We start from the raw sequence: 12386 nt of genomic DNA, 5'->3' as shown, positions 1-12386 counted from the left end.
TCCTCCTGTTGTCACGTTTTTTCGTGTGTCCTGATGATTTCGTCGGCCCTCCCCTGGGCGCGACGCAGCGCTTCGCGGGGGGGAATGATCCCGCGCAGCATGTCGTGAAATTCCTCGCCGCAGACTTGGATGATGTCGCAGATTTCTGGCACCGGCGGACGGGGCCAGAATTGCAATTCATCGCGCCACGACATCTCGTCCACCGCCTGGAACACTGGCGAAAGGCGGCGTACGTCGGGGTCGGAGGCCACGGAATAGCGCGGGTTGGTCCGGCTGCCGTTCTGCACGTAAAGCTTCTGGGCCTCGGGTGATGTGAAGACGATCAGGGCTTCCACCGCTGCGGCGACCCGGTCTTCAGGCAGGTTGGCGGGTATCCCCATCACATAGCCGCCAACCGGCGCGATCGGGCTGGCACCTGGTCCCGCAGGGTGTGGAAGATAGCCGGTTTGTCCGTTGGCTGGCGACGTCTCGTCGAGCTCGAAATAGGGGGCCAAGAGGGTGTAGCCGTAGGTCATCGCAATGCGTCCTGCTGCGTACGGACGGATCCGCTCATACCAAGACATCGAAAGGATTTCCGGCGGGGAGTACTTCAGCAGCTCCAGCAGGAACTCCGCCGCGCGTAACCCGGCATCGGTATCGATCGTCGCGCGATATTTCCGATCGGCCAGGTTGCGCGTGTCGAACCCCCCGGCAATCGGCGGCAGGTCCAGGATCGGTTGACCGAAATCGGCCAGCGCCATCAGCACGGTGTGGCCAAGGGCCGTGCCCCGCGCCGCATTCCAGCCGATCCCGTGTTGCCCACGTTGCGGATTGTGAAGCGCCTTGGCCGCCTTGAGCAGCTCGTCGGTCGTTTGGGGGGGAGCCAGACCCGCCTTTGCGAAGAGATCTTTACGATAGAACAGCAACTCGGGGGTGGTCTGGGCGGGAACGCCGAAGAGCCTGCCATTCCACTGCGCGGCTTCCCAGCCCGCCGTGTGAAAGTCCGCCGGATCCAGGCGAGCGATATCCATTGCCTCTTCCAAGGGCATCAGTATGTTCTGTTCTGCGAAGTCGCCAAGCCACGGCAGATCGACGGCAATGATATCGTAGCGGCTCGCCTTGCGGGCGGCATTCCGAAGCGTTTCCTCGCGCAGACGGTCAATAGAGAAGGCGCGTTGGTGAATCATCGTGCCCACAGTCTGCTCAAACTGCCGCTTCAGGTTGTCCATCACCATGAAGGTCGGATCGCCATGGACGAGAACGCGCACCCCACCGGCCAGTTTCAACGGTTCGGCCAACACCTGAAGCGGCGGAATGGACTTGGCGTCCATGTAGGAGCCGCCGAAGTAGTAATCGACGCCCTCGCGGCCGCTTCCGTCCGTGTCGGACGCACCTGCTGCCAGACGCCGGACGCGACTGGTCAGTTGGGACCATTGCTCCATCAGCGTCTCGCTGGGATGCATTGAAAAGCTCTTGCCGGTCTTCGTGCGGGGGCGCTGTTCGATCAGACCTGCGGCCAGCATCTCCTTAAGGCGCCGGTTGGCGGTTGCGTAAGGCACCCGGCTCGCCCCGATGAGGGATGTTGCGGTGATGACCCTCCCGTCAAGGTGCCCGCGCATCAGCAACAGAACCATTCGCAGGTTCGGGTTAGGTGTCGACAGATCAATCATATCATCGAGTTCGTCGCCAAGATCCTCCAGAAATGCGATGATCTGGAGCATCTCGGTCTTAGCCTTGGGCGGCACGAACCGGTTCCTGTGATCTGCCGTCATCGCATTCATCGGTCTTGCTTTCACCTTTCTCGGTCGGGCCGTCTTGCGTGCCGCCGGACCTTCCGACGGGTGCGACATTGAAATATTCGTTTTGATCGGAACGGAGTCGGGCACCGCAAAGCTCCTCGTGTTATGAGTGCACAAGCTGCCGAAATGTATCTCCAAAATATCCAAAATGAACTATGTTATATTTGTATTGGATATTATTTGTGACTCACGTCGCGTCATGGCAGCGCATCCTTGGAGCAATCATACCGGCCAGCCGGTCGATGATTCCCCGACGGGAGAAGGGGGCTTGAATCAAAATCCGAGAGTATTTCCTGGGAGGAAACCAACAATGAAACTTCGCACTATCCTAGCGACCACTGTCGCCACTGCTTCGATGACCATCGCGGGATCCGCACTGGCGGATGCACACGCGCCGATGCGCATCGGCATCACGCAAAACAATGTGGGCGTCGACAGCTACCAGACGACGTACGAACAGGCCTTCATCGCCGCAGCCGAGGCTAACCCGGACGTTGAAGTGGTGGTTCTGGATGCGGGCGGTGACGTCGCCCGCCAGATCGCCCAGATGGAAGACCTGATCCAGCAGGAAGTCGACGCGATCATCATCTGGCCGACCAACGGCGAAGCCGTGATCCCAGCCGTGCGCAAGGCCGCGCAGGCCGACATCCCGGTGGTCGTCACGAACTCGAACATCGCGGAAGCGGGCTTCGAGTTCGTCGCGTCATTCTCGGGGCCAGACAACATCACGCAGGGCGCGCGCTCTGCCGAGATTATGTGCGACCGCTTCAAGGAGCTGGGCATTGAGGATGAAGCCAAAGTTGTGCACATCACCGGCCAGCCGGGCTACACGACCGCCATCGAGCGCGCCAAGGGCTTCAACGACCGTCTGCCCGAAGTCTGCCCGAACGTTGAGCAGATCGACGAGCAGCCAGGTGACTGGAACCGTGAAAAGTCGCAGCAGGTCATGGAAGCGTTCCTTGTCAAGTATGACGACATCGACGGTGTCTACGCCGGTGACGACAACATGGGTGTTGGCGCAATGAACGCAGCTATCGCTGCCGGCCGCGAGGGCATCACCTTCGTCGGTGCCACCAACTTCGCAGTGGGTTATGAGGCGATGGCCGCAGGCACCTACTGGGGTTCAATCTACCAGTCGCCTGTTGATGACGCAGAAGCCGCGCTGAAGACCGCGATTGACCTGCTCAACGGCGAAGAGCTGCCGTTCCTGAACTACTTCGACACACCGAAGATCACTCAGGACAACATGACCGAGTTCACCAAGCCGGTGTTCTGAGTTCCTCCCCGGACGCGGGGGGGGCGACCCCCGCGTCCAAATCTCCAAGTAGCCAATTTGGGAGGGGGCTATGGGACGTGTTTCTGGTCGATCGTGCATCGTAACCGGTGCCGCGCAAGGAATCGGACGTGCAATCGGCGAAGCGCTTCTGGCGGAAGGTGCCGATGTCTGTTTCGCGGATATCAACGGCGCGAAAGCTGCTGCCGTTGCCGATGAAAACCGCCGACGATCAAACGACACAGGCGGCAAGGTGACCCACGCAAAAGTCGATGTGACCGACCGCGCATCGGTCCGCGCCATGATCGAGCATACTGTCGCCGTCTTCGGCAAGCTGGATGTCAAATTCAACAATGCCGGCGTGAACAAACCGATGAACTTCCTCGACGTAACCGAGGACAACTGGAATTTCATTATGGGGGTCAATGGCTTGGGTTGCATGATCGGCATGCAGGAAGCCGCCCGGCAGATGATCGCGCAGGGCCCCGGACCAGACGGAGTAGCCGGCAAGATCGTCAACACCGCCTCGATCGCCAGCCGTCAGGGTTTTGATAACGTGGCCCCGTATTGCGCGAGCAAATGGGCCGTTGTGGCGCTGACCCAATCGGGCGCGCGCGATCTGGCAAAACACAACATTACCGTCACGGGCTTTGCCCCCGGAGTGGTTGCGACCGAGATGTGGGAACAGGTCGATCAGGACTTGATGGCCATTGGTGCGTCCGAACGGCCCGGTCAGGCGATGGAGGAGTTTTCGTCTGAAATCCTGCGCGGCCGCGTGGCCAAGCCGCAAGACATCACTGGAACGACAACCTTTCTGGCAGCGCGGGAAAGTGACTACATGACGGGGCAGATCGTGATGATCGACGGGGGCATGACACTGGTTTGATCTGACCTGCCGGGGGAGGGATTTCGGCAGGCTGGATGTAAGAAAAACTAAGGGCCGCCGAGAGCGGTCCAAGGGAGGGAACAATGGCTGAGTTTACGAAGCAGGACATCGGAAAGTTGCTGGCGAAGCAGGGCATCCTGATCGCCTTCGCTTTTTTCATAATCGGGTTCACAATTGCCAATCCGAAATTCCTGACGCTCGACAATTTCGAGAACGTGGTCAGGTCTTCGGCGATTCTGGGGGTGATGGCGCTGGGGGTGACCTTTGTCGTTATCAGCGGCAACCTCGATCTCTCCGTGGGGTCGATGATGTCCTTTTCGACCATCGTGGTCCTTGATCTTCACGACAAACTGGGACCGACCCTCGCGATCCCTGCCATGTTTGCGATGACGCTATGCCTCGGGGCCTTCATTGGGTTTCTCGTCGGCTATCTCAAGCTCAATTCTCTGATTGTAACTTTGGGAATGCTTTCGGCCATCCACGGGCTGACGCTGACCTATTCGGGCGGCAAGAACATGGACATCGCCGACAAAGAAGGCACCTGGTTTGCCATCTTCGGGCAAGGCAATATCTTGGGAATTCAGACGCCGATCCTGATCTTCATCGCGCTGGCGGCTTTGCTAGGCATCATACTGTCCAAGACCCCGTTTGGCCGAAAGGTTTACGCGGTGGGCGGCAGTGGGACAGCGGCGACCTTCTCAGGCATCCGGCGGGCACGCGTGGTCTTCCTGTGCTATATTATGAGTGCGCTTTGCGTAGCCACGGCCGGTCTCATCCAGGCCAGCCGCTCAATGGGCTCGCAAAACACAGTGGGGCAAGGACTGGAGCTTGAAGTCCTCGCAGCCGTCATTCTTGGTGGCGCGTCCCTCTTGGGTGGATCGGGCACGATTTTCAAGACGGTGATCGGGGTGTTAATCCTCGGATTCATTCAGAACGGCCTGCTGCTGGTCGGGCTTGATTTCTCCGTACAGTACGTCGTGACCTGGATTATCATCATCCTTGCGGTCTGGCTTGATATTGCAGCCAAGCGCGGCAAGCTCATGTCGCCGATCGCGTAAGGGAGGGAAGAACATGGAAGCTGGAAAACTCTCAAAATATCTTAAGGAAGGTGCCATCTGGGGCTTTATCGTCTTTGAGTTGATCTTCTTCTCGGTAGCGGGCGAGTTCTTCTCCGTCAGCGAGAAGGCCTTTATGGACGGTGACAACATGCTGCTGCTGCTCAAGCAGTCGGCCCCCATCGGGATCATCGCCATGGGCATGACCATCGTCATGGTGAACGGCAATATCGACTTATCGGTTGGGGCGATATACGCGATTTGCGCCGTTGTCCTGCTGGACTCGATGACATGGGCAATATTTGGAGGGCTCGGAAACTGGGTCATTCCCGTGGCCTGGAGCCTGGCACTTCTGACCGGCGTGGTTCTCGGTGCGATCAACGGATTGATTGTGTGGAAGACCGGTGTGGACGCGTTTATCGTGACGCTTGGTTCTATGCTGGGCTTTCGCGGGTTGGTCTTCATGTATAACGGCGAGCAGCCGACAAGCCATCTCAACTGGACGCTGGTCGATTTCGCCGAGGCGCAGTTCCTGAGTCTTCACACTGCAACCTGGTTCCTGCTGATCGTTACTGCAGCGATCTGGTTTCTGATGAACCGTACAGTCCATGGCCGCAATGCCTATGCCATCGGGAACAACCGCGAGGCGGCGGTCAATGCCGGCATCCGTGTCGGTCCGCATATGATGATCAACTTCATGATCATCGGTTTCTTGGCGGCGCTGTCCGCGGTGGTGTTCTATTCGGAATCCGGATCGGTGAACCCCAACGATGGCCAGCTTTATGAATTGTGGGTGATCACCGCCGTCGTGCTGGGCGGCACCAAGCTGACCGGAGGGGCGGGCTCGATCATCTCGACCTTCGGCGGGGTGGTTGCGATCCAGCTGTTGCGCAAGGGGCTGAGCCACATCGGTGCTGACACATCGACCGTGAACCTTGTGATCGGTCTGATTTTGATCGCCGTGCTATTCCTTGACCGGCAGCTGAACGTGAAAGGCAAAGAGGAGTTGAAGGCATGACCGAACAAACCCCTGTCCTGCGACTGGAAGGCATCGTAAAGACCTTTCCCGGTGTACGCGCCCTTGATGGCGTCTCGCTTTCGATCCTGCCTGGCGAAGTACATGCCCTGATGGGTGAAAATGGCGCTGGAAAATCCACCCTGATGAAGGTGCTCGGCGGTATTCACCAGCCTGACGAAGGCCAGATCATTATAGAAGAACAACCAGTGATCATGTCCGGCCCGTTGGATGCGAAAGCCAAAGGCATCGTTTTCATCCACCAGGAGCTGAGCCTCGCGGATGAGCTGAGTGTGGCCGAGAATATCTATCTCGGAGAATTGCCGCGCAAGCGTTTCGGGCTGGTGGACTGGGCCGAACTTGAGACCAATACCAACGCGATCCTTGAAAAGCTGAAGGTCAGTTTCAACGCCAAGACACGGGTCGGGGACCTTTCGATTGCCAACCAACAGATGGTGGAAATAGCCCGCGCGCTGACGGTGGACGCGAAGGCCGTGATCTTTGATGAGCCGACTGCGTCGCTAACCGACGCGGAAAAGGTGGTTCTGTTCGAGGTCATCTCTGACTTGCAAAAGCAGGGCGTTGGCATCGCCTATATCTCGCACCGGATGGAAGAGATATTCAAGATCACTGACCGGATCAGCGTTTTGCGCGACGGCCAATATCAGGGCACGGTCAATACGGCAGACACGGACGAAGAAGGCGTGACCCAGATGATGATCGGGCGCAAGCTCGACCTCAGCCGGACCGAAGCAACTCACGAACTGGGCGACGTCGCGCTCGAAGTGCGCGGGCTCAGCTGTGGCAAGCTTTACCAAGATGTCAGCTTTGAGGTCCGGAGTGGTGAGGTTCTCGGGTTCTATGGGCTCGTCGGGGCCGGCCGGACGGAAATTGCGGAAACATTGTTCGGCTTGCGAAACCCGTCAGCCGGCTCGATCCTGATGAATGGTGAAGAGGTGCGGATAAACTCGCCCTATGATGCGATCGAGCGGGGCATCTCGCTGGTGCCAGAAGATCGAAAGGGCCAGGGACTGGTTCTGGGCATGAACTGCCGCGATAACATGACCCTGCCTCAGGTTGATGATCTCAAGTCCGGCCCCTTTGTTGCCAACGGTGCCGAGATCGCAATCTTCGATCAATACCGCGACAAGCTCGACATCAGGACGCCGGGCTGGAAGCAAACGGTGGGCAACCTGTCAGGCGGTAATCAGCAAAAGATCGTTATCGGCAAGTGGCTGTCGATGCATCCCAACGTGCTGATCGTGGACGAACCCACACGCGGCATCGACGTTGGATCAAAAGCGGAGATCCACAATCTGCTCCGCGAGCTGGCATCGCAGGGCTATGCGGTGATCGTGATCAGCTCGGAAATGCCAGAGGTGCTGCATGTGGCCGACCGCATCGTGGCGATGTATTCGGGCCGGATCATGCGGACGTTCACCTCTGCCGAGGTGAATGAGGAGAACCTGATTGCCGCGATTTCGGGCTTGGACACCGAAAAAGTGGCCTGATGCGGGTCGGGTTTGTCGGTCTGGGCCGGATGGGCGCACATATGGCACGCAATCTGGCCCATGCCGGGCATGACGTGACCCTCTGGAATCGCTCGCGGGACAAGGCCCAAGATCTGGCTGCAGAGCTGGGTTGTCCCGTTTCGGACAGCCCCCGTGCGCTGTCGAATGCGGCGGAGGTGGTTGTGACCATGTTGGCCGACGATCCATCTTCCGAAGCCGTACACGGCGGTCCGGACGGGTTGTTCGCCGGATCGGCGCGGGCATATGTCGAGATGGGCACGATGAGCCCGGATCATATCGCAAGGCTGGCAGAACAGGCACCCGTCGGGGCCCGCGTCGTCGATGCGCCGGTCTCTGGGGCAACACAGGCCGCCGCCGATGCGCAGTTGGTGATCATGGCGGGGTGTACGCCAGAAGACGCAGCGACGCTAAACCCGCTCTTTGAGGCGATGGGCAAAGAAACACTCTGCCTTGGTCAGACGGGCACTGGCGCAGTAATGAAACTGGCGGTCAATTCGCTGATCCACGGCATCAATCAAACCTTGGCCGAGGCGATGACACTGGCCGAGGCAGCGGGCGTCGCCCCTGAACGAGCTTTTGACGTGATCGAAGCCAGCGCCGCCTGTGCCCCGATGCTCCGGTATCGCAGGCCTCTCTACCTTGATGAGGAGAGCAACGCGGTCACCTTCACCGTCGCGCTGGCCCGCAAGGACATGGAGGTCACGGCCGCGCTGGCTGAAAAGCTGGGCACCGCGATGCCGCAGGGTCGCGCGACGCTGGACAAGCTGCGGCAGGCCGAGGCGTCGGGCTACGGCACCCGCGACATGGCTGCCATGCTCGATTTTATGCGAAGGGAAACACCTTGAAAGCAGCTCTTTTCGTAGGGGGTTGGGAGGGGCATGCCCCCAGCCGCTTCGCCGATTGGTACGAAGCCCTTCTTAAGCAGAACGGGTTCGAGGTCGTCGTCTACGACACCCTTGAGCCGCTGGATCGCCCCGAAGACCTGGCCGACCTCGACCTGATCACTCCGATCTGGTCTTCCGCCCGGTCGGGCCACCGCGAGGAATTCGGCAATATGACCAAGCCGCAGGAGGACGGGCTGCTCAAGCTGATCGCCGACGGCTGCGGTATCGCGGGCTGGCATGGCCACATGGGCGATGCGTTCCGTGACCGCCCCACGTATCACTTCCTGATCGGAGGGCAGTTCGTTGCCCATCCGCCAGGCTGGCCCGACAATCTGCAACCGTGCGAAGACTACATCGACTACGACGTGACGATCTGCCGTCCCGACGACCCAATCGTGCAGGGCATCGGAAGCTTTCGTCTGAAGAGCGAGCAATATTACATGCTGGTGGACCCCTCGAACCAGGTTTTGGCGACGACGACGTTCTCGGGCGATCATCTGTGGTGGATCGAAGGCACGGTGATCCCCGTCTTGTGGAAGCGCCGCTGGGACAAGGGCCGCGTCTTCTATTGCTCCATCGGGCACGAGTTGGACGATCTGAAAGTGCCGCAAGTGACCGAGATCATCCGGCGCGGTGCCATCTGGGCGGCGCAAGGGCGCGCATCCTAAGAAGCGGGCGGCCGCGCGCGTTCATGCGCCGCCGGTTGAGACGAGCGCCCCCCGGCTCCGAACGACCAGAGCGGCCAGTTCCGCCGCAGCTTGGATAGACCGCGGAATGGTTTGCCCGTCAATGCGGTGCGCCAGATATCCGGCGTTGAAGGAATCCCCGGCGGCGGTCGTATCCACGACCTCTGCAACCGCGACCGGTGCGTGCTCGGTAATCGTGCCGTCCTGGCAGGCCAGGATCTGGCCCGGTCCGTTCTTCACAACAACGGTCCGGGCACCAGCCTTGGAATAGCGATCGGCCGTGGCTGCGGGGTCGGCGTCGCCGAACCAAGCGGCCTCGTCCTCGTGGGAGGGCAGGACGGTGTCACTGATGCCCGCTGCCTGCATGACCGAGGCCGTCATCTCCTCGGTCGTCTGCCAGAGGCGAGGGCGCAGGTTGGGATCAAAGACGACCTCGCCCCCGTTCGCGCGGAACTGGCCGAGCGTGTCCAGAAGGCGCGCGCGGTCAGCTTGGGGCAGGATGGCCAACGTGATGCCCGAGAAATATGCCACCTGCGCGCGGTCGAGCGCATCGCTCAGCGGGCCGGCATCTTGCGCCAGTGTGCGTGCCGCGCTCTGACCGCGCCAATAGCTGAAGCTGCGCTCCCCGTCCTGCAGCTGGATCATATAGAGCCCGATCGTCCGATCGGCGCGCCGCAGGACATGCGCGGTGCCAAGGCCCTCCCGGGCCAGGAAATCCACCATTTGCCCGGAGGCGGCGTCGCTGCCGACGGCGGTGAAGTAGTCGACCTCGTCGGAGTGCGGCAGAAGCCGGCGCAGGTACCAGGCGGTGTTCATCGTGTCGCCCGCGAACCCCATCCGGTACTCGGCGTCCCGCGTCGTCGGGGCCATCTCGATCATGCATTCGCCAATGCAGACGATCCGGCTCATCCCATGCCCTCCCTGAACCAGTCATGGTTTTCGGCCTTGATAGCGCGAATGACGTTCTGAATGCGGCCAAGGTGCCGATCCAGCGCATCTTCGGCGGCGTCGGGATCGTTGGCGCGGATCGCGTTCAGCATCTCGACATGCTCGTTCAGCGCCAGATGCTGCGATGACACGCTGAGCGACAGCATCCGGATACGGTCAAGGTGCGCCTTGCTCTCCTGGATCAGGTCCCAGACGTATCCGACCCCGGCTTGAACGCAGATCTGCTGGTGGAACTGATCATCCAGTGCGTGAAAGCGGTCCCGGTCGTTGACGGCGACGGCGGCTTTCTGCTGCTCGATCAGGTCCGAAAGCACGGTGAGCCCCTCGGCGCTCAGCGCTCCGCAGGCGGTGCGACAGGTCTTGGCTTCGAGCGCCGTACGGATAAAGCGTGCCCGCAGCACCGCCTCCTCCGAAATCAGGCTGACGGTCGTCCCGCTCTGGGGCCGGATGTGTAGAAACCCGAGCTTGGCCAGTCGCTTGAACGCTTCGCGCACAGGTTGACGGGAAACTCCCATCTTGCGGGATACTTCGGCTTCGGACATCCGCGTTTGGGGCGGCAATTCCAGCGACAAGATCCGCTGGCGCAGCTGATCGAAGACCTGATCGGCGACGGTCGGCTGGGTGAGCTGCCGGATTACGGGAAGGGCAATTTCCTCATCGGTCTGAGGAAGATCGCGGTTCATGGTGTCTCCTCCTGCTAAGATCCGAGATTTCGTCCATTTTGCAGCTTTTCCAATCCGCTGCAACTGGGATATTAGTTGACAGTCCCAAATCATGGTAACTAGGATATCAGATTGGCCACGGCGCACGGAGGCGTCGACGGCCAAATCGGGGAGGGCGTCGTGGCGATCTTGGATGACAATCGGCTGTTTCCGACGGACCCGAATGTGCGTGCCTTGGCGCGCGATCTCTATGAAGGCGTGAAAGCCCTGCCGATCATCAGCCCGCATGGCCACACCGACCCGCGCTGGTTCGCCGAGAACGTGGCCTTCTCTGATCCCGCGCAGCTGTTCGTGACGCCCGATCACTATGTCTTTCGCATGCTCCACTCGCAGGGCATCGCGCTGGAGTCTCTGGGCGTGCCGCGCGTGGACGGGGGTGAGACGGAGCAGGATCCCCGCAAGATCTGGAGCCTGTTCGCCAGCAACTACCATCTGTTTCGCGGCACACCGTCGCGTATTTGGGTCGATCATGCGTTGCAGGAGGTCTTCGGCGTCACCATGCGCCTGTCGGCGCAGACGGCGGACGCGATCTACGATCGGATTGACGATCAGTTGAAGCAGGAGGCGTTCCGCCCTCGCGCCCTGTTCGAGCGGTTCAACATCGAGGCGATATCCACGACAGAACGCGCGGTCGACGACCTGCGGTGGCACCGGATGATCCGCGAAAGCGGCTGGACCGGCAAGGTCGTGACCGCCTATCGCCCCGACGCCGTGGTGGACCCCGATTTCGACGGGTTTGCCCGCAACGTGCAGCTAATGGGCGAAATGGCTGGTGAGGACGCGACGACCTGGACCGGCTACCTTGCCGCGCATCGCAATCGACGGGCCTTCTTCAAGACGTTCGGAGCTACATCTAGCGATCACGGCCACCCGACGGCCCGGACCGAAGATCTGCCGCAGGCAGAGGCGGCAGCCTTGTTCGACAAAGCCCTTCAAGGGACCTGCTCATCCGAGGAGGCCGACCGTTTCCGCGGCCATATGATAACCGAGATGGCGCGGATGAGCTTGGACGACGGGCTGGTCCTGCAAATTCATCCGGGCTCTGCGCGCAACCATTCGCACGATATCCTGCGCCGGTTCGGGCGCGACAAGGGTTATGACATCCCGACGCGCACCGATTACGTCACCGCGCTGCGCCCGCTGTTGAATGCGGTTGGCGGTCGGGCCGACCTGACGGTGATCCTCTTCACGCTGGACGAGACGAGCTATGCGCGCGAACTCGCCCCGCTGGCCGGGGTTTACCCCGCATTGCGACTGGGGCCGCCTTGGTGGTTCCACGACAGTTACGAAGGTATGTGGCGCTTCCGCGAGATGACGACCGAAACCGCCGGTTTCTACAACACGGTCGGCTTCAATGATGACACGCGCGCCTTCTGTTCCATACCCGCGCGTCACGATGTGGCGCGACGGGTCGATTGCTCGTTCCTTGCGACCCTCGTCGAAACCGGTCGGTTGGGACGAGATGAAGCGCCGGAAGTTGCCCATGATCTTTCGTATCGGCTTGCTAAACAGGCATATCGGCTTTGACCGATAAAAGTCTTTTACGGAGCGGGCCTCTGTCGAAACGACCTGTGCCCTGCGGGCCAACCATGTCGCACGCGATCGCT

General features: G+C 60.5%; 11 protein-coding genes. 8 read left to right on the top strand and 3 right to left on the bottom strand.

Annotation, left to right across the window (positions count from 1 at the left end; all coding sequences use genetic code 11):
• Positions 1 to 11: 11 nt before the first annotated feature.
• Positions 12 to 1760 carry an extracellular solute-binding protein gene (locus BLV27_RS13530; protein ID WP_092646870.1) on the bottom strand — a complete coding sequence of 583 codons (1749 nt, stop codon included), beginning with the start codon at positions 1758 to 1760 and terminating at the stop codon, positions 12 to 14.
• Positions 1761 to 2088: 328 nt separating this feature from the next.
• On the opposite strand from BLV27_RS13530, the gene BLV27_RS13525 reads away from it, so the two are divergent.
• From BLV27_RS13525 to BLV27_RS13495, 7 genes are all read left to right on the top strand, one after another.
• The gene (locus BLV27_RS13525) at positions 2089 to 3054 is read left to right on the top strand and encodes a sugar ABC transporter substrate-binding protein (RefSeq protein ID WP_092646868.1); all 966 of its coding nucleotides are present in this window, start codon (positions 2089 to 2091) and stop codon (positions 3052 to 3054) included.
• Between the two features lie 70 nt (positions 3055 to 3124).
• A complete protein-coding gene (locus BLV27_RS13520; RefSeq protein ID WP_092646866.1) occupies positions 3125 to 3937 on the top strand; it encodes an SDR family NAD(P)-dependent oxidoreductase in 813 nt (270 codons plus the stop codon).
• Positions 3938 to 4020: 83 nt separating this feature from the next.
• Positions 4021 to 4995, top strand: a complete 975-nt coding sequence (locus BLV27_RS13515; protein ID WP_092646864.1) for an ABC transporter permease — start codon at positions 4021 to 4023, stop codon at positions 4993 to 4995.
• A 13-nt stretch (positions 4996 to 5008) separates the two neighbouring features.
• On the top strand, positions 5009 to 6010 hold the full coding sequence (locus BLV27_RS13510; RefSeq protein ID WP_092646862.1) for an ABC transporter permease: 1002 nt from the start codon (positions 5009 to 5011) through the stop codon (positions 6008 to 6010).
• Positions 6007 to 7518 (top strand): sugar ABC transporter ATP-binding protein, encoded by a 1512-nt coding sequence (locus BLV27_RS13505; RefSeq protein ID WP_092646860.1) that lies wholly within the window; start codon positions 6007 to 6009, stop codon positions 7516 to 7518. Before BLV27_RS13510 ends, BLV27_RS13505 begins: the two co-directional genes overlap by 4 nt.
• Positions 7518 to 8384, top strand: a complete 867-nt coding sequence (locus BLV27_RS13500) for an NAD(P)-dependent oxidoreductase (protein WP_092646858.1) — start codon at positions 7518 to 7520, stop codon at positions 8382 to 8384. The genes BLV27_RS13505 and BLV27_RS13500 overlap by 1 nt, the downstream gene beginning before the upstream one ends.
• Positions 8381 to 9091, top strand: coding sequence for a ThuA domain-containing protein (locus BLV27_RS13495; protein WP_092646856.1), 711 nt, complete (start codon positions 8381 to 8383; stop codon positions 9089 to 9091). The genes BLV27_RS13500 and BLV27_RS13495 overlap by 4 nt, the downstream gene beginning before the upstream one ends.
• 21 nt (positions 9092 to 9112) lie before the next feature.
• On the opposite strand, the gene BLV27_RS13490 is transcribed toward BLV27_RS13495, so the two are convergent.
• Entirely contained in the window at positions 9113 to 10018 is a 906-nt protein-coding gene (locus BLV27_RS13490) for a sugar kinase (protein WP_092646854.1), read from the bottom strand.
• Positions 10015 to 10740 (bottom strand): GntR family transcriptional regulator, encoded by a 726-nt coding sequence (locus BLV27_RS13485; RefSeq protein ID WP_092646852.1) that lies wholly within the window; start codon positions 10738 to 10740, stop codon positions 10015 to 10017. Before BLV27_RS13485 ends, BLV27_RS13490 begins: the two co-directional genes overlap by 4 nt.
• Before the next feature lie 159 nt (positions 10741 to 10899).
• On the opposite strand from BLV27_RS13485, the gene uxaC reads away from it, so the two are divergent.
• A complete protein-coding gene (gene uxaC, locus BLV27_RS13480) occupies positions 10900 to 12306 on the top strand; it encodes a glucuronate isomerase (RefSeq protein ID WP_092646943.1) in 1407 nt (468 codons plus the stop codon).
• Positions 12307 to 12386 lie beyond the last annotated feature (80 nt).

Source organism: Jannaschia faecimaris (assembly GCF_900107415.1).
GTDB lineage: Bacteria > Pseudomonadota > Alphaproteobacteria > Rhodobacterales > Rhodobacteraceae > Jannaschia > Jannaschia faecimaris.
The sequence above is the reverse complement of the archived record's forward strand: the minus strand, read 5'-3'. Positions and strand labels throughout refer to the sequence as shown.